The 22,620-nt window shown below is 69.7% G+C and carries 21 protein-coding genes; 8 read left to right on the top strand and 13 right to left on the bottom strand.

The window, feature by feature from the left end; all coding sequences use genetic code 11:
- Positions 1-57 precede the first annotated feature (57 nt).
- Positions 58-714, top strand: a complete 657-nt coding sequence (locus tag EGK76_RS12895) for an NTP transferase domain-containing protein (RefSeq protein WP_123832860.1) — start codon at positions 58-60, stop codon at positions 712-714.
- 126 nt (positions 715-840) lie between these two features.
- Here the strand turns inward: EGK76_RS12895 and EGK76_RS12890 are convergent, their stop codons facing one another.
- From EGK76_RS12890 to EGK76_RS12870, 5 genes are all read right to left on the bottom strand, one after another.
- A complete protein-coding gene (locus tag EGK76_RS12890; RefSeq protein ID WP_123832859.1) occupies positions 841-1,149 on the bottom strand; it encodes a hypothetical protein in 309 nt (102 codons plus the stop codon).
- A complete protein-coding gene (locus EGK76_RS12885; protein WP_123832858.1) occupies positions 1,146-2,456 on the bottom strand; it encodes an ABC transporter permease in 1,311 nt (436 codons plus the stop codon). The genes EGK76_RS12890 and EGK76_RS12885 overlap by 4 nt, the downstream gene beginning before the upstream one ends.
- Before the next feature lie 51 nt (positions 2,457-2,507).
- A complete protein-coding gene (locus EGK76_RS12880; RefSeq protein ID WP_123832857.1) occupies positions 2,508-3,665 on the bottom strand; it encodes an FtsX-like permease family protein in 1,158 nt (385 codons plus the stop codon).
- A 25-nt stretch (positions 3,666-3,690) separates the two neighbouring features.
- Complete coding sequence (locus tag EGK76_RS12875) at positions 3,691-4,383, bottom strand: ABC transporter ATP-binding protein (RefSeq protein ID WP_096297136.1); 693 nt, start codon at positions 4,381-4,383, stop codon at positions 3,691-3,693.
- 102 nt (positions 4,384-4,485) lie between these two features.
- Positions 4,486-5,733 (bottom strand): efflux RND transporter periplasmic adaptor subunit, encoded by a 1,248-nt coding sequence (locus EGK76_RS12870; RefSeq protein WP_123832856.1) that lies wholly within the window; start codon positions 5,731-5,733, stop codon positions 4,486-4,488.
- Between the two features lie 244 nt (positions 5,734-5,977).
- Between EGK76_RS12870 and EGK76_RS12865 the strand changes: the two genes are divergently transcribed.
- From EGK76_RS12865 to EGK76_RS12845, 5 genes are all read left to right on the top strand, one after another.
- Positions 5,978-6,931: an ABC transporter ATP-binding protein gene (locus tag EGK76_RS12865; protein WP_123832855.1), complete on the top strand. Its 954-nt coding sequence runs from the start codon at positions 5,978-5,980 to the stop codon at positions 6,929-6,931.
- Positions 6,931-7,701, top strand: a complete 771-nt coding sequence (locus tag EGK76_RS12860) for an ABC transporter permease (RefSeq protein WP_123832854.1) — start codon at positions 6,931-6,933, stop codon at positions 7,699-7,701. Before EGK76_RS12865 ends, EGK76_RS12860 begins: the two co-directional genes overlap by 1 nt.
- A 32-nt stretch (positions 7,702-7,733) precedes the next feature.
- Positions 7,734-9,587, top strand: a complete 1,854-nt coding sequence (locus EGK76_RS12855) for a CIA30 family protein (RefSeq protein ID WP_123832853.1) — start codon at positions 7,734-7,736, stop codon at positions 9,585-9,587.
- 53 nt (positions 9,588-9,640) lie between these two features.
- A complete protein-coding gene (locus EGK76_RS12850; RefSeq protein WP_233580301.1) occupies positions 9,641-10,834 on the top strand; it encodes a sensor histidine kinase in 1,194 nt (397 codons plus the stop codon).
- Between the two features lie 71 nt (positions 10,835-10,905).
- Complete coding sequence (locus EGK76_RS12845; RefSeq protein ID WP_096297141.1) at positions 10,906-11,526, top strand: response regulator transcription factor; 621 nt, start codon at positions 10,906-10,908, stop codon at positions 11,524-11,526.
- A gap of 84 nt (positions 11,527-11,610) precedes the next feature.
- Here EGK76_RS12845 and EGK76_RS12840 read toward each other — a convergent pair whose 3' ends face one another.
- Positions 11,611-12,996 (bottom strand): VOC family protein, encoded by a 1,386-nt coding sequence (locus tag EGK76_RS12840; RefSeq protein ID WP_123832852.1) that lies wholly within the window; start codon positions 12,994-12,996, stop codon positions 11,611-11,613.
- Between the two features lie 139 nt (positions 12,997-13,135).
- Between EGK76_RS12840 and EGK76_RS12835 the strand changes: the two genes are divergently transcribed.
- Positions 13,136-13,564, top strand: a complete 429-nt coding sequence (locus EGK76_RS12835) for a hypothetical protein (protein WP_123832851.1) — start codon at positions 13,136-13,138, stop codon at positions 13,562-13,564.
- 9 nt (positions 13,565-13,573) lie between these two features.
- On the opposite strand, the gene EGK76_RS12830 is transcribed toward EGK76_RS12835, so the two are convergent.
- From EGK76_RS12830 to EGK76_RS12800, 7 genes are all read right to left on the bottom strand, one after another.
- Positions 13,574-14,938 carry a leucyl aminopeptidase family protein gene (locus EGK76_RS12830; RefSeq protein ID WP_123832850.1) on the bottom strand — a complete coding sequence of 455 codons (1,365 nt, stop codon included), beginning with the start codon at positions 14,936-14,938 and terminating at the stop codon, positions 13,574-13,576.
- Between the two features lie 13 nt (positions 14,939-14,951).
- Complete coding sequence (locus tag EGK76_RS12825) at positions 14,952-15,665, bottom strand: HAD-IA family hydrolase (RefSeq protein WP_123832849.1); 714 nt, start codon at positions 15,663-15,665, stop codon at positions 14,952-14,954.
- Between the two features lie 142 nt (positions 15,666-15,807).
- On the bottom strand, positions 15,808-16,929 hold the full coding sequence (locus EGK76_RS12820) for an AI-2E family transporter (RefSeq protein WP_123832848.1): 1,122 nt from the start codon (positions 16,927-16,929) through the stop codon (positions 15,808-15,810).
- Between the two features lie 22 nt (positions 16,930-16,951).
- Positions 16,952-17,551, bottom strand: a complete 600-nt coding sequence (locus EGK76_RS12815) for a hypothetical protein (RefSeq protein WP_096297147.1) — start codon at positions 17,549-17,551, stop codon at positions 16,952-16,954.
- Positions 17,548-18,090 (bottom strand): phage holin family protein, encoded by a 543-nt coding sequence (locus EGK76_RS12810; RefSeq protein WP_233580300.1) that lies wholly within the window; start codon positions 18,088-18,090, stop codon positions 17,548-17,550. The genes EGK76_RS12815 and EGK76_RS12810 overlap by 4 nt, the downstream gene beginning before the upstream one ends.
- Before the next feature lie 11 nt (positions 18,091-18,101).
- A complete protein-coding gene (locus EGK76_RS12805) occupies positions 18,102-18,458 on the bottom strand; it encodes a hypothetical protein (protein WP_096297148.1) in 357 nt (118 codons plus the stop codon).
- 56 nt (positions 18,459-18,514) lie between these two features.
- Positions 18,515-19,936, bottom strand: coding sequence for a Do family serine endopeptidase (locus EGK76_RS12800; RefSeq protein WP_123832847.1), 1,422 nt, complete (start codon positions 19,934-19,936; stop codon positions 18,515-18,517).
- A 523-nt stretch (positions 19,937-20,459) separates the two neighbouring features.
- On the opposite strand from EGK76_RS12800, the gene EGK76_RS12795 reads away from it, so the two are divergent.
- Positions 20,460-22,610 carry an adenosylcobalamin-dependent ribonucleoside-diphosphate reductase gene (locus tag EGK76_RS12795; RefSeq protein ID WP_123832846.1) on the top strand — a complete coding sequence of 717 codons (2,151 nt, stop codon included), beginning with the start codon at positions 20,460-20,462 and terminating at the stop codon, positions 22,608-22,610.
- Positions 22,611-22,620 lie beyond the last annotated feature (10 nt).

Genomic DNA, 22,620 nt, shown 5'->3' with positions numbered 1-22,620 from the left:
GGGCCGCCTGCCGGCTTTGCACGCAGCGCAGGCTGGGCGGTCTGGCAGGATGCACCCATGCGCGCATCGTTCCTTCCGGATCCGAAGGTCGGCCCACCGAGCTCGTCGCATGCGGCGATCGTGCTCGCGGCCGGCGGCAGTGCCCGGCTCGGACGGCCCAAGCAGCTGCTGCGACAGGGCGGCGAACCCCTGGTCGCGCGGGTCGTGCGGCTCGCCGCGGAAACCCGGCCGCGCCGACTGCTGGTGATGCTCGGCGCGTGCCACGCGGCCATTGCCGCCGAGCTTCCGCCGCCGCTGCACGCGCGCATGGAGCTGCATGTCGTCGACGACTGGCGCGCAGGACTAGCGGCCAGCCTGATGGCGGCGGCGCGGGCGCTGCACGCGCATCGCGGCCCGGTGCTGGTCACCGGCGTCGATCAGCCCGCGCTCAACGCGCTGCACCTGCGCGCGCTGCTCGACGGCGCGCGCAGCGCACGCTCGGGTTGCGCCGCGGTGATGCATGGCGAGCGTCCGGGCGCGCCGGCAGTACTGTCCCACGCGTTGTTCGCGCAGGTGGATGACCTGGAAGGTGATCGTGGATTCGGCGCACTGCTCGCCGCGCTGCCGGAGGAGGAGCTGTTCCGGCTGCAGGCGCCGTCGCTGGCCCTGGACATCGACACGCCCGATGACCTGCGGCGCGCGATGGCGGACGGGCTGCTGGATCGCGAGGCCTGACCGCCGGCGATTGCTGTGTTGCGCGGGCAGCGCACCTGGACATGTGCGCCGGCGTCACGGCGTCACGGCGTCGCTGCGCGTGGCAGCGCATGGGCCGTGCGCGGGTGCGTGCTGGCGGCACGCGCATCAGGCCGCGAGCGACAGCATCCAAACGATCGCGATGGCGCCGACCACGCCTGTCGCCAGCGCCGCGTTGCGCCAGCGCCTCGCGCGCCGGCGGTAGCGCGCCACGCGTTCGTCGTTGAGCGCGCTGGCGCGCGCGATCCAGGGCGCGGTGTCGCGCTCGGCCTTCGCGTAGATCAGTTCGGCGCGGCCCGGGTCGGCCTCCGCCTGCAGCGCCGCGTCTTCGTAGCGCTCGAACGCGCGCGCCTGCAGGGACCGGATCTCGCGGGCGATCTCCGCGTTCGACAGCGTCTCGGGCGATGCGGCGCTCATGTCGCGCGCAGGGCCACGGTGACCGGGAGCCGGGCGGCGCGCAGCGCCGGGAACAGGCCGCCGACGAGGCCGATGCCGAGCGCCCACTTCAGTCCGTTCCACAGCAGTTCCGGCGAAACCTTGAACTGGAAGACCACCTGGCTGAAGTTGCTGCCGAGCGTGCTGACGCTGTAGCCGTTGAAGATGGTCCACGCGAGCAGACCGCCGAGCAGGCCGCCGAGCAGGGCCAGCAACATCGTCTCCAGCATCACCGCGACGACGACCGGCAGGCCGCGGAAGCCGATCGCGCGCATCGTCGCGATCTCTCGGGCACGGCCGGCCACCGCGGCGTACATGGTGTTGAGGGCGCCAAACACCGCGCCGACCGCCATGATCGCGCCGATCACCGTGCCCAGCACGTTGATCAGCGTCGCCAGCTGGCCGGACTGCTTGCCGTAGTAGGCGCGCGTCGTCGACACGTCGAGTTTCAGCCGCGGGTCCGCATCCATCGCGGCCTTGAACGCGGTGAACCCCGCGGTGCCGTCGGTGCGCACGGTGATCGACTGGTAGGAACTCCGGTTGTAGGTCGAGGCCAGCGTCTCGGCATCGGTCCACAGTTCCGAATCGTGCGCGTCGCCGGAGGCGAACACGCCGACGATCGTCCATTGCTGGTTGCCCAGCGCGAGCGTCTTGCCGACATCCAGGCCCCGGAACTGGCTGCGGGCGCCCTGGCCGACGACGATCTCGCGCAGGCCCGGCGCGAACCTGCGGCCCTCGATCAGCCGCACCTTGTCATGCACCGCCCAGGCGAGTCCGCCGACGCCCCGGAACTGCGCGTTGACGTCGGTGCCATCGGCCTTCGACGGCAGGTTGACCACTTGCGACAGCTCGGGCGACAGCAGCGGCCGGCCCTGCGCGTCGCGGGCGATGCCTGCCAGCGTGCCGATCAGCGGCACCTGGTCGCGGGTGATCACCGAATTGGTCTCGGCTTGCGAGCCGCCGCGCAGAACGATCGCCGAGGTATCGTCGCCGGTGCTGTCGAGCGTGGCCTTGAAGCCCGCGCCCATCGCCAGCATCGCCACCAGCACGCCGACGACGCCGGCGATGCCGACCACGATCACCGAGGAAGCGCCCCAGCGCTGCGGCAGGCTGCCGATGCCGATGCGCGCGGCGGCCAGCGCAAGCCGGCCGCCGCGCGTCAGCGTCAGCCACAGCGCGATGGCGACCGCGATCGCGAGCACGCCGAACCACGGCAGCAGCACCCAGATCGCGAGGCCGACCACGAGCGCGACGATCGACAGCAGGTTCCACAGCCACGGGCTTTTCATGTCGGTCCGGTCCGGTTCTTCATGCAGCGGAATGACGAGGCGGCCATGCGGTCAGCGCCCGGCCAGCGCATCGACGATCTTCAACCGCCGCGCGCGCAACGCGGGCAGCACGCCGACGATGATGCCGATGCCGACCATCAGGCCGAGTCCGATCAGCCAGGTCTGCAGCGGCACGGTGGGCAGCGCGATCACGCCGCCGCTCGCGGCGCTGACGCCCGGCATGATCGCCGCCGCCAGGCCCAGGCCGACCAGACCGCCGATCACGACCAGCAGCACCGACTCCACCATCACCAGCGCCAGCACGGTGCCGTCGGTGAAGCCGAGGGTCTTGAGCGTGGCGAGTTCGGGAACGCGCTCACGCACCGCCTGCGCCATGGTGTTGCCGGTGAGCAGCAGAAGGGTGAAGAACACCGCGCCCATGATCGCGGTGACGATCAGGCCGATGTCGGCGAACTGTTTGGCAAAGGCCTGCTGGAACGCCGACTCGGTCTGCGACTTGGTCTCGCGGTCGGAGTTGGCCGAGATCGCATCGATCGCCTGGGCCACGCGCGAGGCCTGGTCGGCATTGGCCAGCTGCACGGTGAACCAGCTGACCTGGTTCTTGATGAAGTCGTTGGATTCGTCGAAGTAGGTCCAGTTCATCATCAGCTGGTTCTCCGCGCCGACATTGCTGCGGTCCTTCGCGCGGAAGATCGCCTTGAGTTCCAGCGGCCAGTCGTTGCTGCCGCCCCGCGGGAAGATCGTCGCCTGCAGCGGAATGGTGTCGCCGATCTTCCAGCCGAACTTCTTCGCCAGCGATTCGCCGACCGCCGCGCCATTGCGCGTGTCGCGAAAGGCCTGCAGCTGGTCGGGTGGCACCTCGTACTCGCCGTAGACGTCGAAGAAGTTCGGCGCGACGGAGAAGTTGGGGAAGAAGTTGCGCTGGTCCTGGTAGATCCCGCCGAACCACATCGCGTACGTCACCTGCCGCACCCCCGGGATCGTCTCGATCTCCGCCTGCAGGCGTACCGGCAGCGACTGCGTGATCGACAGCCGTGACGCGACGATCAGCCGGTTGGCCCCGTCGACGCTGCCGCCCGCATTGAAGGCCACGCGCACCGAATCGAGCATGCCGAACAGCAGGAAGGCTGCGATCACCGACAGCAGGGTCAGCAGCGACCGCGTCTTGCTGCGGAACAGCTGGGCCCACACCAGCGACAGGTATTTCATGGTGCCGTCTCCGGAGGGCCGCGGGTCAGTGCGTGGCGAGCGGCAGGTCGACCAGCTCGCCCTTGTCGAGATGGATCGTGTGGGTTGCGTACTCGGCGGCCTTGGGGTCGTGGGTCACCATGACGATGGTCTTGCCATGCACGCTGTTGAGTTCCTGCAGCAGGCCGAGGATTTCCTCGGCACTCTGCCGGTCGAGATCGCCGGTGGGCTCGTCGCAGATCAGGAAAGTCGGGTCGGACACGATCGCGCGTGCGATCGCCACGCGTTGCTGCTGGCCGCCTGACAACTCATTGGGCTTGTGGTTGCGGCGGTCGGCCAGGCCGACGAGCGTCAGCGCGATTTCGGCATTGCGCCTGCGCTGCGCCGCGCCGAGCGTGGTGAGCAGCAGCGGCAGTTCGACGTTCTTCTGCGCGTTGAGCATCGGCATCAGGTTGTAGAACTGGAACACGAAGCCCACGTGGCGGCTGCGCCAGTTCGCCAGCTGCCCACCGCTCATCCGGTCGATGCGCTCGCCCTCGATCTCGATCTCGCCCGACGTCGGTGTGTCGAGTCCGCCGATCAGGTTGAGCAGCGTGGTCTTGCCCGAGCCCGACGGGCCCATCAGCGCCACGAAATCGCCGCGTGGAATCTCCAGGTCGATGCCGTGCAGCACCTCGACCTTCTCCGGGCCACGCTGGTAGATCTTGTGCAGGTTGCGGATGCTGACGAGGGACGACATTGGGCACTCCGGCAGGTGGTGGCCGCGTGCTGCGCGTGGCAGCACGGATGGGTCTGGATCAGTGGGGGGCGCCGCCGCCGGCGAGGGCGCAGCGGCACGCGGTCATCGGGCATCGTCCCCGGACGGCGCCATGCGGACCCTGGCGCCATCGGCGAGCGTGGCGGGCGGATCGAGCACGACGGTCTCACCGGCAGCGACGCCCGACAGCACCTGGCGGTCGTTGCCGAGCGCGATGCCGGTCTGCAGCTCGCGCTGCACGACGGTGTCGTCCTCGCCGAGCACGAAGGCCACATCGGAGCCATCACGCTGCACGATGGCCGCGCCAGGCACCCGCACGCCGCGCGGCTGCTGCGCGCCTTCGGCTGCCGGTGCATCGAGGAAGCTGACGCGTACGCCCATGTCCGGCACGATCCGCGCGTCCTTTTCCAGGATCGCGATGCGCACCTTGACCGTCGCCTTGCCGCGGTCGGCGGCCGGAATGATCGCAATGACCTCGGCCGGGATCTTCCAGTCGGGATAGGCATTGAGCGTCGCCTCGACCGGCATCCCCGGCTGCACGCGGCCGATGAAGGCCTCGCCGACATCCACTTCGATCTCCAGCGAGTCCATGTCGACGATCGTGCCGATGCCGGTGCGGGTGAAGCCGCCACCGGCCGACAGCGGCGAGACGATCTCGCCCGGCTGGGCAGCCTTGGCCGTGACCACGCCCGCGAATGGCGCGCGCACGACGGTGTTGTCGACCCCCAGGTCGGCGATCGCCAGAGAGGCGGAGGCCACCTGGACATTGCGCTGCGCGCTGCCCAGCTGGGCGCGCAGGGCGTCGCGCTGGGCAACGGCCTGGTCGTACTGCGAGCGCGACACCAGCTGCTGGCCGACCAGCTCCTGCAGGCGGGTGGCGTCGGCCTCGGCCTGGGCCAGCTGGACCTGCAGGCTGCCGGTCTGGCTGCGCGCGGCGTCGAGCTGCGAGGCCGACAGGCTGCGCTGGGCATCGGCGTCGATCGGATCGAGCGTGGCCATGATGTCGCCGGCCTCGACGCGCTGGCCTTCTTCGATCAGCACCTCGCGCACGCGGCCGGTGATCTTCGAGGACACGGTTGCGGTGCGCCGGGCGACGACGTAGCCGGTCGCGTCGAGCACCGAGGCGTTCGCGCCACCCGCGCTGATCGCCACGACCGGCGCGGTGCGCACCTCGACGCCGCCATCCCGCCCGAACAGCGCCCAGCCGGCAACCACCAGGAGCAGCAGCACGACGACTGCGATGGCGATCCACAGGGCACGCCGGCGTGGCGGCTCCGGCGGCGCCTTGCGATCGATGCGGAGTTCGTTGAGCAGGTCGGCCTTGGTGTTCATGGGATCCATGGCAAGCAGGACGTAGCGTCAGCCGGGAGTGTGACCGTGCAGACCCGCCGAACCAAGCTGCCGGAAGTCAGGACCGGCGGCGTGCCCGGGCGGCGGGCATGCCGGTCTCCGTGGGCCGAGTCTGCACGCATCGGGGGCGGGGGTCACCTGACGCCTGTCACCCGCGACGGATGACGTCTGCCACTGCCCCCGCGGCACCCGCCCCACCAGGCTGGAGGCAACCGGAGGAGCCCGCATGCCAAGCCCAGCACCCATCCCCACCCCCGAACCACACGGGCCAGCGCTTGCGTCGCTGAGCGCAGTGCATCGCCGCCGCGGCGCGGTGCAGGCGCTCGACGATGTGGATCTCGCGCTGCCTGCCGGCCAGGTGACTGCCCTGCTCGGCGCCAACGGCGCCGGCAAGACCACCGCGATCGAAATCCTGCTTGGCCTGCAGTCGGCCGATAGCGGGGAGGTCAGACTCTTCGGCCGGCATCCCTCCGATCTCGCGGCGCGCCGGCACATCGGCGTGATGCTGCAGCAGGCGCAGCTGCCGGAGCGTTTGCAGGTCGGCGAACTGCTCGCACTGACGCGCAGCTGGTATCCGCAGCCGCGCAGCGTGGCCGACTGCGTTGCGCTGGCGGGGCTCGACGGGCTGCTTCCCCGGCGCTACGGCCGGCTGTCGGGCGGCCAGCAGCGCCGCGTGCAGTTCGCGCTCGCGTTGTGCGGGCGTCCCAGGCTGCTGTTCCTCGACGAGCCCACCACCGGTCTCGACATCGGTGCCCGTCAGCAGGTGTGGCACGCGATCCGCAGCCTGGTCGCCGATGGCGTCGGCGTCCTGCTGACCACGCATTACCTGGAAGAAGCCGAGGCGCTCGCCGATCGCGTCGTCGTGCTCGATGCGGGCCGCGTGCGCGCCGCGGGAAGCGTGGGCGAAGTGCGTGCGCAGGTCGCGCAGCGCCGCATCCGCTGCACGAGCATCCTGCCTGCCGATGTCGTCGCGACCTGGCCCGGCGTGCGCGCGGCGAATATCGTCGACGATCAGCTCGTGGTGATGGCCGAGCATGCCGAACCCGTGCTGCGCCGCTTGCTGGACGCCGATCCGCAGCTCGGCGATCTCGAGGTACAACGTGCCGGTCTCGCCGAGGCATTCGTGGCGATGACGACGACCGCCGACGTGATGGCCGGTTCAAGGCAGGAGGCCGCGTGATGGAGACCGCATTCGACACCGGCCCAGGCGTCAGCCTCTGGCGCTGCTACCTGCTCGACACGCGCTGCGAACTGCTGCGGCTGCTGCGCGAGCCGATGTACATCATTCCGACGCTGCTGTTCCCGGCGCTGTTCTATGTGATGTTCGGCCTGTTGCTCGGCGGGCGCGGCAGCAGCGAGGCGGCGCGCTATCTTCTGGCGACCTACGGCGTGTTCGGTGCCATGGGCGCGGGCCTGTTCGGTTTCGCGGTCACCCTGTCGATCGACCGCGAGCGCGGCTTCTTCGCCCTGCGTCGCGCGCTGCCGGCGCCGCCGAGTGCGTGGCTGGTCTCGCGGCTGCTGATCGCGATGCTGTTCGCGCTGGCCATCGTGCTGGAACTTGCGACGCTGGCGACGGTGTTCGGGGGTGTGACGCTGGCAGCGGGCCAATGGGCGTTGCTGTGGACGATCACCGTGCTCGGCGCGCTGCCGTTCTGCGCGATCGGCCTGCTGCTCGGCAGCATCGCCAGCGCGAACGCGGCGCCGGCATGGGTCAACCTGCTGTTCCTGCCGATGGCCTTCCTGTCCGGCCTGTGGCTGCCGCTGTCGATGCTGCCCGGGATATTCGCCAAGCTCGCGCCGCTGTGGCCGGCCTGGCATCTGGCGCAGATCGCGCTGGGCGTCACCGGGCAGGCGGGTGCGACGCCGCTGTGGCTGCATCTGCTGGTGCTGTGCGTCGTGACCGTGGCCTGCTGCGTGCTCGCGCTGCGCCGCCTCGCCCGCGCGGTCTGACATCATCCGCTTACACGTTCTGGGGAAACGCAATGACACAGGAAAATGGATACCGCCAGCGGCGCTGGCCGGCTGTGGCCGCAGTGGTGGCGCTGGTCGCCGTCCTTGGCGTCGCGGTGGCCGTCGCGGGGCGGCAACAGGCGACGGATTCGACCGCGAAGCCGGCAACCGACGGCACGTTCGCGATCCGCAACGCACGCATCTTCGATGGCGTCGAGGTCATCGAGCGCGGGACGGTGCTGGTGCGCGACGGGCTGATCGAAGCGGTTGCCGCCGATGTCGCGGTGCCGGATGGCATCACCGTGGTGGATGCTGACGGCAAGACACTGCTGCCCGGTCTGATCGATGCTCACGTGCACGCCTGGGGCGACGCGCAGCAGGACATGCTGCGCTTCGGCGTCACCACTGCGCTCGACATGCACGGCATGCCGGAGCGCCTGCCGGCACTGCGCACGCAGCGCGAGTCCACCGCGCCGGGCGCGCAGGCCGACCTGTGGGCCGCGGGCTATGCGGTCACCGCGCCCGGCGGCCACGGCACGCAGTACGGATTCCCGGTGCCGACGGTCGATGCCGACACCGACATTCCGGCCTTCATCGCCGCGCGCGTGGCCGAGGGCGACGACTTCATCAAGCTGATCGTCGAGGATCTCAGCGGCTACGCCAGCGGTCGGACCCTGCCCACGCTCGACGCCGCACAGGTGAGCGCGGTCGTCGATGCCGCGCATGCGCACGATCGCATCGCCGTCGCCCACGTCTCCACGCAGTCCCGCGCCCGCGAGGTGCTGGACGCCGGCATCGACGGCTTCGTGCACGTGGCCGACGATGCCGTGGTCGACGACGCCTTCGTCGCCGATGTCGCGCGTCGCGATGTGTTCGTCGTGCCGACGCTGGTGGTGATCGCCTCGGTGGCCGGCAGCGACGCAGGCCGGACACTCGCGCAGGATTCCGCGCTGTCGCCGTGGCTGACGCCGGAACAGCGCGACAGCCTCGGCGCGCGCATGTCCACCGCGCCGAAGCCGCAGCGCCTCGCCGACGCGATCGACAGCGTGCGACGCCTGCACGCGGCGGGCGCGACGATTCTCGCCGGCAGCGATGCACCCAATGCCGGCACCGCCCAGGGCGCAAGCCTGCACGGCGAACTCGCGTTGCTGGTGCAGGCCGGGCTGACGCCGCGTCAGGCACTGGTCGCGGCGACCTCCGCTCCCGCCGCGCGCTTCGGCATCGTCGATCGCGGCCGCATTGCGCCGGGCCTGCGCGCGGACCTGGTGCTGGTCGACGGCAACCCGCTGGACGACATCACCGCGACCCGGCGCATCCACACCGTGTGGAAGAACGGCGCGCGCGTCGAACGCACCAAGCCTGCGGCTGCGCTTGCGGCTGGCGCCGTGCCGGGCGACACCCGCATCAGCGATTTCGAGACCGGGCTCGACGCCGGCTTCGGCAGCTGGGCGCCGACCACCGACCAGATGGCCGGCGGGGCGTCGACCGTCGCGCACGCTCGCATCGAAGGGGGCGCCAACGGCTCGGCCGGCGCACTGTCGGTCGCCGGCGAGATCAAGACCGGCTTCGCGTTTCCGTGGTCGGGCGTGATCTTCTTCCCGGCCGCGCAGGCGATGCAGCCTGCGGATCTGTCGTCGCGCGGCGAACTCGTGTTCCGCGTGCGCGGCGATGGTCGACGCTACAACGCACTGCTGTTCTCCGGTGCATCGCCGACTGCAATGCCGGCGATGCAGGGTTTCGAGGCCGGCAGCGAGTGGGCCGAAGTGCGCCTGCCGCTCAGCGGATTCGCCGGCGCGGACCTGTCGCAGGTCCGCGGTATCGCATGGACCGCCGGTCAGCCGGAGGGCACGTTCGCCTTCGCGCTCGATGACGTGGAACTGCGCTGAGATGCAGGCGGATCGGCACGGCGCGCACCAGCCACTTCCGGCGGACACCTGAGATGGCTGCGCTGCGCGACAGGCAGGCCGATGCGAGCGCCACGGCGATGCGCACCTTCGCCGGCCTGCGTCCCGCGCCGGATTCGATCATCGGCAGCGCGCAGCGCCAGGGCCGGCCTGCATGGAGCGAAGGCATCCACGTGCTCTGGTCGGTGTGGGTGTTCGTCGTGCCGATGTTCTCGCCGCATGGCTACGACCTGCGCTGGCTGCTGCTCACCCTGTTGTCGTATCCGGTCTTCATCGCGCTGTTTGCCGGCGCGCTGCTGCTGCCGGCGCGCCGCTCGCCCTGGTGCGCGCTCGGCATGATCGCGCTGTGCTTCGGCCTGTTGCCCTGGTACGTCTCGAGCCTGAGCTACTTCGTATTCGGCTGCGTGTTTCTCGGCGCGCTGTCGCATGCATCCGTCTGGCGTTACGTGCTCGCATTGATCGTCCTCAACGCGGCGCTGCTGGCCTGGGCGCGCGCGTTCGGCTATCCATGGGCGGCGCTGGTGTGGATGCCGGTGACGACGGTGATGATCGGGCTGCTGGTGCACGTGGAGCGTCTGAAGAACCGGCAGGACGCCGCACTGCGGCTTTCGCACGAGGAGGTACGCAGACTGGCCGCGATCGGCGAACGCGAACGCATCGGTCGTGACCTGCACGATCTGCTCGGCCAGACGCTGTCGATGGTTGCCTTGAAGGCCGATCTCGCCGCGCGGCTGGTCGAGCGCGATCCCGATGGGGCGCAGCGAGAGATCGGCGAAGTCGGCGGTATCGCACGCGATGCGCTGGCGCAGGTGCGGCAGGCGGTCAGCGGCATCCGCGCCGCAGGTCTGGCGGCGGAACTCGCGTCCGCGCGCCTGTTGCTGGAGACCGGCGGGATTGCATTCGGCTACAGCCTCGATGCGCGCATTGCCGAATCCGGCTTGTCGCCCGCCGTGGAAACCGCCCTGGCGATGACATTGCGCGAATCGGTGACCAACCTGCAGCGCCATGCGCGCGCCCACAGCGCACAGGCGCAGTTCTCGCGCGAGGGCGGCGTGGTCCGGCTGCAGGTCAGCGACGACGGTCGCGGCGGCGCGATCGTGCCGGGCAACGGCCTGTCGGGCATGCGCGAACGCATCGAAGCACTGGGCGGGCAGTTGCGCATCGACAGTGGTGCCGACGGCACGCGGGTCGATGCGCGGATTCCGCTGGGCGTGCCGCAGGCCGGGTGATCGGCAATCGCACGCCCTCGTTCGTCTTCCGACCCCGCTGTCCCACTGCTACCGTCATCGCCATGCCGCGAATGCCCACGATCGAACAGCCGCTCCGCATCCTCATCGCCGAGGATCAGGCGATGCTGCGTGGCGCGCTGACCGCGCTGCTGAATCTGGAAGACGATCTGTCGGTGGTCGGCAGCGTCGGCGATGGCGAATCGGCGTGGCGCGAACTGCAGCGTCTCGCGCCCGACATCCTGGTCACCGACATCGAGATGCCCGGGCTCTCGGGTCTCGAACTCGCGCAGCGCATCCAGCGACACGAACTGCCGGTGCGCGTGGTCATCGTCACCACCTTTGCGCGTGGCGGGTTTCTGCGCCGTGCGCTGGATGCCGGCGTCAGCGGCTATCTGCTCAAGGACGCGCCGGCTGAACAGCTCGCCGACGCCCTGCGGCGCGTGCACCACGGCGGCCGCGTGATCGACCCGCAACTCGCGCTGGAAGCCTGGAGCGAGCCCGATCCGCTGAGCGAGCGCGAACGCCAGATCCTGCGGCTGGCAGGCGAGGGCATGAGCGCGACCGGGATCGCCGCGCAACTCAGGCTCTCCCACGGCACCGTGCGCAACTACCTGTCCGAAGCGATCGGCAAGCTGGGCGTCGGCAACCGCATCGAGGCCTACCGGCTGGCGCGGCAGAAGGGCTGGCTGTAGCACGCCGGCGTGCGGTCGTAAGACCACACGCACGTCACTGTGTCGTCGGGACCCCGCAGGTCGTCGACGCCATAAAGCACCGGATCAGCAAGCGGGCGCGGCCCATCCGCTGACCCCGAGCGCCCGCAGCGAGTCCTGCTCGATCGCGGCATAGATCGCGAACTGGTCCTGCACGGGCGCGCCGAGTGCCTGTTCGAACGCGTCCCGGTTCGCCTGCGCCGCATACGCGCGCTGTTCGTCGCCGCCAAGGTTGGACTGGAAGATGCCGGCGGCGCTGACCGGCAGGAAGTCTTCATAGATCACCGGATCGGCGGTCACCAGGCCCGCGTCGATCGCGTCGTCGAGCGAGCCGCGCGCGACCGCGTCGGGATCGGCGCGGCCGGCCTCGGTCAGCGCGTAGCGGTAGTAGCCAAGACCCTCGCGGCGGAGCGTGTCGTCATCGTCGGGAAAACCGGCGAAAGCCGCGGCCAGACGCGCAGGGTAGTCGCCGGTGCTGCCTGCGCCGCCTGCCTCGCGCGCCTGGCCGAGCAGCCGGTCGTAGAGCGCGCGTCCCTTGGGCGTCAGCGCCAGACCGCGCTGTTCGATCTCGCCGAAGCGCGCGGTGTGGGTGCCGGCGTCGGCACGTTCGCCGGCGGGAAACAGCACCGGCTCCTGCAGCGCCTTGAAGCTCGTCTGCCGCAGCAGGATCGGGCAACGGCGACGCGGCGGACCTTCGATCACGGCCTTGGCGTCGATGCCGCGCGCGCGCATCGCGTCCTGCGCGGCATCGATGTCGAGCGTGCGCGGGGTGAGGTGATTGATGTGCGGGCCGCGGAAGCAGACCACGTCGGCGATCAGCCGGTGCGCGGACAGCAGCGCCTGGTAGGTGTCGTGCGAGACGGTCGCCTCGCTGTGCCAGCGGAAGGTCTCCAGCGCTTCGCCGACGAACTCGCGCGCCTCTTCGGCGTCGAGTCCGCCGGCCTGCTCGAAGCGCTCGATCAACTCGAGCGCACGCGGGGTGAAGATCTCGCGGCGCTCGAGGATCGCGGCCGCCTTCTCGCGCAGCGCGGCATCCTCGATCAGTTCCAGCCGCAGCAGCGAGGTGAACACCCGGAACGGATTGCGCGCGAGCGCCGCTGCATCGACCGGACGGAACGCGGTCGCATGCACCGGCACCCCGGCCACGGCCAGGTCGTAGTAGCCGACCGGCGCCATGCCCATCACCGCGAACAGCCGACGCAGCGTTGCCAGTTCGCGCGGGGTGCCGACACGGATCGCGCCATGGCGCTCGGCATCCAGGCGATCGAGCGCGTCGCTGCGCTGCAGGCGTGCGGCCAGCGACGGGTCGGCCGCGAGCGCCGCGGCGTTGACCTCCGAGACCAGTTCCATCAGCGCGCCGTAGAGCGGCACTTCGTCGCGGTACATGCGGGACATCGCCTGTGCGAACAGGCTGCGGATCTCGTCGGGCGAGAGGTGCGTCGAGGCGTTCATCGATACCCGGTGATGGCCGGGCAGGTCCCGGCGAAGCCGGCCATTTTCGCCTGCCTGCCGCGCGCAGGGAAATGCCGGCTGCGGCGCGACGCTGTTACCCTCGCCGCGTGCCGAACGGGCACGTGCGAAAGGCGCCGTGATGCAGGGACAGAAGATGCCGCTGGGTGGGCGCGTGGTCGCGTTGACCGCCCTGCTGTGGAACCTCTTCGGCCTGCTGGTCTTCGTGCTGCAGCTGGCGATGACACCGGCGCAGCGTGCCGCGCTGCCGCTCGAACAGCAGCAGATCGACTCGGCGATGCCCCTGTGGGTCCTGCTGCTGTTCGCCGTCGCCACGATCACCGGCACCGCCGGCTCGATCGCCCTGTTGCTCGCACGCCGCTGGGCGGTGCCGATGCTGCAGCTGTCGTTGATCGCGATCGTCGTGCAGATGCTGGCCAGCTACGCACTGACCCCGGTCTGGTCGCTGACCGGCGCCGCGGGCCTGTTGCTGCCGGCGCTGCTGATCCTGATGGTCGCGGCGATCTGGCTGTTTGCCCGCAGCGCCGCGCGGCGCGGCTGGTTGCGCTGAGGCGTCCGCTCAGCCCACGCGGTCCTTGAGCATGGCCCAGGCCGCGCGCAGGCCCAGCGCCTCGCCGCCCTGCGGATGGCCGGCGCGGCCGCTGTCGTTCCAGGCATAGGTGTCCAGATGCGCCCACGGCAGGCCATCGGGCACGAAGCGCTCGAGATACAGCGCGGCGGTCACCGCGCCGGCCATGCGCGAGCCGGCATTGGCGAGGTCGGCGATACCACTGGTCAGATAGCGCAGGTAGGGCCGCCACAACGGCATGCGCCAGACGGGATCGCGCGTGGCCTCGGCTGCGGAGAGCCAGGCATTGGCCAGCGCATCGTCATTGCAGAACAGCGCCGGCAGGTCCGGCCCCAGGGCGATGCGCGCAGCACCGGTGAGCGTGGCGAAGTCGAGGATCACATCGGGTGACTGCTCGCCGGCGAAGGCCAGTGCATCGCACAGCACCACACGACCTTCCGCGTCGGTGTTGTCGATCTCGACATGGATGCCCTTGCGCGTGGCGATGACATCACCCGGACGGTAGGCGTTCGGCGCAATCGCGTTCTCGACCGCCGGCACCAGCAGGGTGATGCGCAGCGGCAGCTTGCGCGTCATCACCAGTTCGGCCAGCGCGATCGCATGGGCCGCGCCGCCCATGTCCTTCTTCATGTTGCGCATGCCGTCGCCGGGCTTGATGTCCAGGCCGCCGGTGTCGAAGCACACGCCCTTGCCGACGATCGCCACGTGCGGGTGCGAGGCATCGCCCCAGTGCATGTGCAGGAGTCGCGGCGCACGATGCGAGGCGCGGCCGACCGCGTGGATCGCCGGGAAATTCTGCGCCAGCAGCGCATCGCCGACGACGCTGTCGAACCTGGCGCCATGGGCTGCGGCGATGTCGCGCACCACCGCTTCCATCTGTTCCGGGCCCATGTCCTCGGTCGGCGTATTGACCATGTCGCGCACACGCGTGGTCGCCGCGATCACGGCCACGGTCTCGGCATCGATCGCCTCCACCACCAGGCGCGCGGGTTTGCGCGTGGCGGCCTTGTAGCGGGTGAAGCGGTAGGCGCCCAGTCCCCAGCCCAGTTGCAGCGCGTCGGTCTCGTGTGCGCCATCCACGCGCCAGTCGCCAGCCGGCAGGCCGAAGACCGCGTGCGCGTAGCTGTCGGGATCGCGTGCATCGCCGATGCCGATCACCGCACCGCCGGGGCCATCCTCGCCGGGCAGCAGGCTCAGCGCGCCGGGCGATGCGTCGAAGGCCTGCGCGTCGAGCCAGGCCCGGGTGGCGGCCGGCTGTGCTTCGCGCCAGGCGCCATAGGCCTCGCGTGCGACGACGTGCAGCGGGCGCGCGTGCTGCGCGTCGGTGGTGAAGATGTCGGTGGTGATGTCGGTCATGGGGGTGTCCGGGTCAGGAGCGGTCGGCAAGCGTCGGCACGGTGTCGAGCCAGTCGGCGAGCGCGGTGAGCGTGTCGAACTCGAGGTCGGGCCTGAGTTCGGGATGTTCCCAGCGCCTGCCCTCGCGGTTGATCCAGCAGCTGCGCAGGCCCGCGCGCGCGGCGCCGGCGACGTCCATTTCGATGTGGTCGCCGACGTGCAGCACGTCGCCGTGTTCGCAGCCGAGGCGGCTGCAGGCTGCATGGAAAATGCCGGCATCGGGCTTGGCCGCGCCGTGCTCGCGCGCGCCGAGATTGAATGCGAACAGGTGCCCGATGCCGACGCGTTCCAGGTCGGCATTGCCGTTGGTCAGCCCGGCCACCGGCACGCGCGCGGCGATGCGCTCGAGCGCGGCCAGACTGTCGGGGTAGTACTCGACGCGGTTGCGCTCGGCGTAGAACACATCGAATGCCGCGTCCACCAGGCCGACGTCGCCGCCGCTGTCGCGCAATGCCTGCTGGATCGTGAGCTGGCGCAGGGCCGACAGGTCGTGCGTCAGATGCGCGTTGTCGGCGAACACGCGCTCGCGCAGCTCGCGCATCCTGTCCACCGGGAACATGTCGGCGGTCCGCGGGCTGTGCTCACGCAGGAACGCATCGAGTGCCTGCTCGATCCGCGCGCCGATCGGCGCGAACGGCCACAGCGTGTCGTCGAGATCGAGGGTGATGGCGCGGACGGGGAAACTCATGACGTCATTGTAGCGAGTGGGGGTCCGCGACCTCCGGGACGCTCTGTCCCGAAGCCGTCGGGCTCGCGACGTCAGCCCGGGTGCGGCGTTCGAGCAAGCGGTGCAGCGGGCCGTAAATCCCCGGCGCAATGACCGGACCGAATCAGGCCAGCAGCCGCGCCCAGCCCTCGAATCCTTCCACCCGCGCCAGCACCAGCTTCACGCACACGATCAGCGGCACCGCCAGCAGCAGTCCGATGATGCCCCACAGCCAGCCGAACAGCATCAGCGCCAGGATCAGCATCAGAGGCGAGATGGCCATGCGCCGGCCGAGCACGATGGGGGTGACGAACTGGCCTTCGATCGTGTGCAGCAGCAGGTAGATCGCTGCCGGGATCACCGGGGCCCAGGTCGGGTTCGGCCAGGTGCCCTCGAAGCTGACGAAACCCATCAGCAGCATCAGCAGCAGACCGATCAGCGGGCCGACGTAGGGCGCGAAGTTCAGCAGTGCCACGACCGTGCCCCACAGCAGCGCGTCCTGCAGGGTCAGGCCCATCCATACCAGCACGCCGGCGAACACCGCGCCGAGCAGGGTGTTGATGATCGAAATGGTCAGCACGTAGCGCGAGATCTCGCGCTCGATCGACTGCATGATGTCGAAGGTGAGCTTGCGTCGCTGGCGGTCGGGCAGCATCGCGATCGCGTTCTTCTGCAGGTTCTCGCCGTAGACCATGAAGAAGAACGTCAGCAGGACCACCGCCAGCACCGAGGCCAGCATCTTCGGCGTGGCCACGATGGTCCGCCACGAGCTGTTGTCCTGGATCTGCACCAGCTGCACGCGGCGCTGTGGACGGTCCTCGGTGGCGCGGGCGAATGATTCGGCGGCCTGGCTGGCCTGGTGGACCGGTTGGGTCATCGCCTTGAGGCGCGGCGCCAGCGCGCGCAGCTGCTTGGGCGCTTGCTGCACCCATTCGCTGGCCGGGCCGTAGAGCTGCAGGCCGAGCATGCCCGCGCCGGCCAGGCCCAGGCACAGCACCAGCAGCGCGCTGACGAACCGCGGCACCCACAGCCGCCGCAGGGCGCGCAGCACCGGGTTGCCGACGAGGGCGAAGAACATCGCCAGCAGCACCGGCAGGATCACCGTCTGCGCGGCCCACAGGATCGACAGCACGGCGAGCGTGGTGAGGATGATCAGCGCAGTCGATGCGCGGGGTCGAGGCGCGACGGGAGTGTCCGCGGGCGGCGCGGCGTCGTCCGGCGGGACCGGACTGGTTGGAATACTCATCGGCAGTGGAATGCGCAGGCCCTCAGCGTCCGGATTCGGACAGCTCGGTGGACGCTTCGGCCGGACGCGGCTGTTCCGCCAGCACCGGGTCGGGACGGCTGCGGTCGGAGCGCGGCTGGGCGGCAGCGCCCGGCGGCACCCCGCCGGCGGTCGGCGCCGACGGAGGTTGTCGGGTCTGCGCCTGCGCGGCGGTGGCCTGCACGTGCATCGCAGCGGCGGCGCCGGCTGCGGCAGCGGCCCGGGTATCGGTCGCTCCGTTGGTGGCGGCCTGGTCGGCTGCCGCGTCGGCGGTCTGCGCGGCGTTGTCGGCGGTTTCGGCGGCCTTGCCGGCCGTGGCCGCGGCGACCGTGGCCTGCACCGAGGCCATCAGACCGGAAACCGCACTGAGCAGTTGCAGCGATTTGGGTCCGCCGAACTTGCCGAGCCCCGCCAACGCCCGCTGCGGCTCCAGATGGCCGGTCGCAAAGCCCGCCACGAACCCGGCAATCAGGATGCGCGGCGGGGTCCAGGCTTCGCGCCAGCTCACGCGTAGCGCCCGATAGCGGTCGGTGGTCTGGACAACGCGGCCGTCGACCAGCGTCTCGGCACGCTCCACGCGGTTCTTGAGACCTTCAAAGTTCATTGTGTCGGCTGTCCCGTTCCCGGCGTGGGCGTCGGCTTCGGCGGTACCGACGGCTTGTCGTTCGTGTCGTCGTCATCGTCGCTGGCTTCCGAGAACAGGCCAAGCCGCGCCAACTGGCGACGGGTGGCATGCATGCCAGCGTAGTCGAAGAACACCGAAACCCGCCAGGCGGCGACCGCGGTGACGATGAGGCTGAACAACGCGGTGACCGAAATGGAGGCCAGCCAGGACAAGCCCCATGACTGCATCAGGGCGATCGCGGCACCCATGGCCAACAGCCAGGCGGACGCGCCGAAGACCACGCCAACCGCGGACCAGGCCAGCCCGCGCCCCAGCGCACTGCGGGACAGGGCGAAGTCGGCCGACACGAGCTTGCGCAGTGCGCGGCCGCTGTCGAGTCCGGAGCTGAAGGTTTCGGTCGCCGCCGCACGGATGCGGCGGATGCTTTCGTCGAGATGTGGAACCTCGCCGGCGGCACGATGTGCACTGCCGGCCGATTCCCCCTCGCGCGGGTCTTCCCCGGGCACGCGCTCGGTCATGCGCCTGCGACTTACTTGCTGCGCGCGAGCTTGGCGATGATCCAGCCCGCGGCGAACGCGGTGCCGAACGCGGCGATCGGACGCTCGCGGATCAGGTCGGCAGCGCTTTCGACCAGATCACGGCCCTTGTCCAGCAGCACGTCGTACTGTTCCTTCGCCGCGGTGCCGCCTTCCTCGAACGCGGCCACACCGGCCATCGCGGAATCGGCGAGATCGGACTTGACGCTGGCGCGGCCCAGCTTGAGCTCGTCGCCGGCCACCTGGGCGGCGTTCTTGACCGCGGCGCCTGCATCGCGTGCAGCCTGGGCGAGGTGCGAACCTGCCTCGCCAATATGGGTCTTCACCGTGTCGGTCGAAGTGGGGCTCATGAGTGTTGCTCCTGTCGTTGGGCATGGCCGCGAAACGCGCGGCCGGGTGGGTCGGTTCAGCGCATCATCACGTCGGCGATGCGTCCACGGCGTGAAAGGCGCAGGACCAGGTCGGACGGCCGGTCGGCGAGCGAGTCGCGGAAGCCGGCGAGGTCGCGGAACTGGCCGCTGTTCGCGGCGACGATCAGGTCGCCTTCGCGCAGGCCGTTCTGGTGGGCGCGGCTGCCCGGTTCCACTTTCTCCACCAGTACGCCGCCGACGCGCTGGTTCTGGCGGCGCAGTGCTTCGGGCAGGTCGGCGAAGGTCGCGCCGGTCAGGCGGATATCGACGCTGGCGCCGTCGCGCGGCAATGCGGTCAGCCGCGTTTCCACCTTGAGCGTGCGCCCGTCGCGGAGCACCTCCAGGATCACCGGCGCATCGAGCGCCTGCAGGCCCTGGAAGTTGCGCAGCGCCTCGCTGTCGTCGATGCGCTGCCCGTTCGCCGCCACCACCACGTCGCCGGTGCGCAGGCCCGCTCGCGCGGCCGGCGAGCCGTTGTAGACGCGGGTCACCACTGCGCCACGCGGCGTGTCGAGGCCAAGCCCCTGCGCGATGCGCGCGTCCACGGTCTGCGTATCCATGCCCAGGGTGCCGCGCTGCACGCTGCCGGTCGTCGCCAGCTGGGTCATCACATTGCGGGCCAGGCCGATCGGAATCGCAAAACCCAGCCCGATGTTGCCCGCCATGCTCCCCTGGGTGTTGAAGCTCGCGGTGTTGATGCCGACCAGCTGGCCACGCAGGTTGACCAGCGCGCCGCCCGAGTTGCCCGGATTGATCGACGCGTCGGTCTGGATGAAGTTCTGGTAGCCCACACCCGGCACGTTGCTGCGGCCGACCGCCGAGACGATGCCCGAGGTCACCGTCTGCCCGAACCCGAAGGGGTTGCCCACCGCGACCACGAAATCGCCGACCTGCAGGTTCGCGTCCTGGGCCAGCGGCAGGGCGGTGATGTTGTCGGCGGGAATGCGCATCAGGGCGACGTCGGTGTCGATGTCCGAGCCGATGAACTCCGCCTTGACCGTGCGGCCGTCGGACAGCGTCACCGACACATCGTCGGCGCCCTCGATCACATGGTGGTTGGTCAGCACATAGCCCTGGGCCGCATCGACGATCACGCCCGAGCCCAGCGATTCGTTGATCCGCTCCTGGCTCAGTTCCGGAAACATCCGGCGGAAGAAGGGATCGTTGCCGAACGGGCTCACCCGCACCCGCTGTTTGGTGTGCACCGAGACCACCGAAGGCGTCACTGTCTTGAGCATCGGTGCCAGCGACGGCAGCGCCTGTCCGTCGACGGTGGCCGGCAGCGCGGCCATGGGCACTGCGGCGACGGTCGGCGCCGCGGCGGCGGGTTGCTGCAGGGCGTCGCGGATCGCGGTCGCGGTGAATCCACCGAACGCGGCGGCGGCGGTCAGGGCGAGGAGGGTGGTCTTGGCGCGCATGTAACGTCCCCTGTCGGCAGTGCGTCATGCTCGACGCCGCAGCGTCGAGGTCGGGTCGACGGCGTGTCGGCGACCGCCGTCGGTCCCGCAGTTTGGCGCAACGGGTTTGAATCGGGCTTGAAAGACGTATTCAGTTTGATCGGACAGTGAGCTGACCGACAGGTCCGCGCCGACAGCGTGTCGTGGCAGCGGTCACGGGTCGCGGTTGACACCGGTCGGAGTCCGGGCGTAGCTTGATCCCCCGTTGTCGCCCCCTATATCTTGGGTGCACACATCGGGCAGCCCCAACCACTGGGGCTTTCCGCCGCAGACAACGCTTCGCAGCAAGGGGATGGCACGCGATGGGTTTGAAGGCCAGGAATTCCGCAGCCGGCGGGTATCTTCGGCATCGCAGCCATATGTTCACGCACCGATCCGGGCACGCATAACCGCCGCCATCGGATCCGCGCAACGGCGAGCTGCTCGCGCGGCATGGAAATGACAGGTGATCGGCACGCCGGCGCCTCCAAGGAGAACGCAAGAGATGAGTACGGTGCGCCTCGCGGCGGTGAAGCAGGAACCCGGCCCGCAGATCCCGATGCAGCCCGCGTCGGCTGACATCTGGGACAAGAAGTACCGCCTGAAGTCCAAGCAGGGCGTGGCCGTGGATGCCGACATCGACGGCACCTACCAGCGCGTGGCCAGGGCGCTTGCCGAGGCCGAGGCCACTCCCGACAAACAGCGCCACTGGAACGAGCGTTTCCTGTGGGCACTGCGCCGCGGGGCGATTCCCGCTGGCCGCATCACCTCCAACGCCGGTGCGCTGGAACACAAGCCCGCAACCAGCACGATCAACTGCACGGTCTCGGGCACGATCGTCGATTCGATGGACGGCATCCTCGAGAAGGTCCACGAGGCCGGTCTCACCCTCAAGGCCGGCTGCGGCATCGGCTACGAGTTCTCCACGCTGCGGCCGCGCGGCGCGTTCGTCGCCGGCGCCGGCGCATACACGTCCGGCCCGATGTCCTTCATGGATATCTACGACAAGATGTGTTTCACCGTCAGTTCCGCCGGCGGCCGCCGCGGCGCGCAGATGGGCACCTTCGATGTCAGCCATCCCGACGTGCGCGATTTCATCCGCGCCAAGCGCGAGGACGGCCGGCTGCGCCAGTTCAATCTCTCGCTGCTGATCACCGACCGCTTCATGCAGGCGGTCGAGGACGACGCGGACTGGCCGCTGGTGTTTCCGTTGGCCGAGGCCGAGGCGCACGAAGTGGACCTCGCCGATCCCGACCAGGTGATCTGGCGCGACTGGCCGCAGACGGCGGGCTACGTGAGCCGCGACGACGGCCTCGTCGCCTGCAAGGTCTACGGCAAGGTCCGTGCGCGGCACCTGTGGGACATGATCATGGTCTCCACCTACGACTATGCCGAGCCGGGTTTCATCCTCATCGACCGCGTCAACGAGATGAACAACAACTGGTGGTGCGAGACCATCCGCGCGACCAATCCCTGCGGCGAACAGCCGCTGCCGCCCTACGGCGCCTGCCTCCTCGGCTCGGTCAACCTCACCAAGTTCGTGCGCGAGCCCTTCACCGACGGCGCGTGGTTCGACTGGGAGGAATACAAGGAAGTCGTGCGGGTGTTCACCCGCATGCTCGACAACGTGGTCGAGATCAACGGTCTGCCGCTGCAGAAGCAGCGCGAGGAGATCATGCGCAAGCGCCGCCACGGCATGGGTTTCCTGGGTCTGGGCAGCACCATGACCATGTTGCGCATGCGCTATGGCGAAGCGGACTCCTGCGAGTTCACCGAGCGTGTCGCGCGCGAAATGGCGGTGGCGGGCTGGGAAACAGGCCTGTCGCTGGCGCAGGAGAAGGGCCCGGCGCCGATCATGGAGGAGCGCTTCGTGGTGACCCCGGCGATGCTGCGGCTGCGCCCGGAAATGGCCGCCGACGGCTGGCAGCCGGGGCAGGAGATTCCCGGCAAGGTGCTGCACGCGAAGTACTCGCGCTACATGCAGAAGATCGCCGAGGTCGCGCCCGAACTCGTCGACCAGTTGGCCGAAGCCGGCGCGCGCTTCACCCACCACAGCTCGATCGCGCCCACCGGCACGATCTCGCTGTCGCTGGCCAACAACGCGTCCAACGGCATCGAGCCCTCGTTCGCCCACCACTACAGCCGCAACATCATCCGCGAAGGCAAGAAGTCCAAGGAGAAGGTGGACGTCTTCTCGTTCGAACTGCTGGCCTACCGCGAGCTGGTGAACCCGAAGGCCATGCCGTACTCGGAAGAACCCGATGCACAGCTGCCGGACTACTTCATCGCCGCCGACGACATCACGCCCAAGGCGCATGTCGACGTGCAGGCGGCCGCGCAGAAGTGGGTGGACAGCTCGATCTCCAAGACCGCGAACGTGCCGACGGATTACCCGTACGAGGACTTCAAGGACATCTACCGCTACGCCCACCAGCAGGGCCTCAAGGGCTGCACCACGTTCCGCTTCAACCCTGCCGCGTTCCAGGGTGTTCTGGTCAAGGAAGCGGATCTGGAGAACACCATGTACCGCTTCGAACTCGACGACGGCAGCGTGGTGGAGGTCAAGGGCAACGAGCAGATCGAATACGACGGCGAGATGCACACCGCGGCCAACCTGTTCGATGCGCTGAAAGAAGGCTATTACGGCAAGTTCTGAGCGTCCCGGC

Source organism: Luteimonas sp. 100069, assembly GCF_003813845.1.
GTDB classification, from domain to species: Bacteria; Pseudomonadota; Gammaproteobacteria; order Xanthomonadales; family Xanthomonadaceae; genus Luteimonas; species Luteimonas chenhongjianii.
This window is presented reverse-complemented; position numbering and strand designations above follow the sequence as displayed.

Bases quoted from the DNA above. Each gene is read 5' to 3' on its own strand.
- EGK76_RS12795 (WP_123832846.1), top strand. From the start codon at position 20,460: ATGAGTACGGTGCGCCTCGCGGCGGTGAAGCAGGAACCCGGCCCGCAG.
- EGK76_RS12865 (WP_123832855.1), top strand. From the start codon at position 5,978: ATGCCAAGCCCAGCACCCATCCCCACCCCCGAACCACACGGGCCAGCG.
- EGK76_RS12890 (WP_123832859.1), bottom strand. From the start codon at position 1,149: ATGAGCGCCGCATCGCCCGAGACGCTGTCGAACGCGGAGATCGCCCGC.
- EGK76_RS12825 (WP_123832849.1), bottom strand. From the start codon at position 15,665: ATGAGTTTCCCCGTCCGCGCCATCACCCTCGATCTCGACGACACGCTG.
- EGK76_RS12815 (WP_096297147.1), bottom strand. From the start codon at position 17,551: ATGAACTTTGAAGGTCTCAAGAACCGCGTGGAGCGTGCCGAGACGCTG.
- EGK76_RS12880 (WP_123832857.1), bottom strand. From the start codon at position 3,665: ATGAAATACCTGTCGCTGGTGTGGGCCCAGCTGTTCCGCAGCAAGACG.
- EGK76_RS12840 (WP_123832852.1), bottom strand. From the start codon at position 12,996: ATGAACGCCTCGACGCACCTCTCGCCCGACGAGATCCGCAGCCTGTTC.
- EGK76_RS12835 (WP_123832851.1), top strand. From the start codon at position 13,136: ATGCAGGGACAGAAGATGCCGCTGGGTGGGCGCGTGGTCGCGTTGACC.
- EGK76_RS12895 (WP_123832860.1), top strand. From the start codon at position 58: ATGCGCGCATCGTTCCTTCCGGATCCGAAGGTCGGCCCACCGAGCTCG.
- EGK76_RS12850 (WP_233580301.1), top strand. From the start codon at position 9,641: ATGGCTGCGCTGCGCGACAGGCAGGCCGATGCGAGCGCCACGGCGATG.
- EGK76_RS12805 (WP_096297148.1), bottom strand. From the start codon at position 18,458: ATGAGCCCCACTTCGACCGACACGGTGAAGACCCATATTGGCGAGGCA.
- EGK76_RS12870 (WP_123832856.1), bottom strand. From the start codon at position 5,733: ATGAACACCAAGGCCGACCTGCTCAACGAACTCCGCATCGATCGCAAG.
- EGK76_RS12845 (WP_096297141.1), top strand. From the start codon at position 10,906: ATGCCCACGATCGAACAGCCGCTCCGCATCCTCATCGCCGAGGATCAG.
- EGK76_RS12820 (WP_123832848.1), bottom strand. From the start codon at position 16,929: ATGAGTATTCCAACCAGTCCGGTCCCGCCGGACGACGCCGCGCCGCCC.
- EGK76_RS12875 (WP_096297136.1), bottom strand. From the start codon at position 4,383: ATGTCGTCCCTCGTCAGCATCCGCAACCTGCACAAGATCTACCAGCGT.
- EGK76_RS12860 (WP_123832854.1), top strand. From the start codon at position 6,931: ATGGAGACCGCATTCGACACCGGCCCAGGCGTCAGCCTCTGGCGCTGC.
- EGK76_RS12885 (WP_123832858.1), bottom strand. From the start codon at position 2,456: ATGAAAAGCCCGTGGCTGTGGAACCTGCTGTCGATCGTCGCGCTCGTG.
- EGK76_RS12830 (WP_123832850.1), bottom strand. From the start codon at position 14,938: ATGACCGACATCACCACCGACATCTTCACCACCGACGCGCAGCACGCG.
- EGK76_RS12800 (WP_123832847.1), bottom strand. From the start codon at position 19,936: ATGCGCGCCAAGACCACCCTCCTCGCCCTGACCGCCGCCGCCGCGTTC.
- EGK76_RS12810 (WP_233580300.1), bottom strand. From the start codon at position 18,090: ATGACCGAGCGCGTGCCCGGGGAAGACCCGCGCGAGGGGGAATCGGCC.
- EGK76_RS12855 (WP_123832853.1), top strand. From the start codon at position 7,734: ATGACACAGGAAAATGGATACCGCCAGCGGCGCTGGCCGGCTGTGGCC.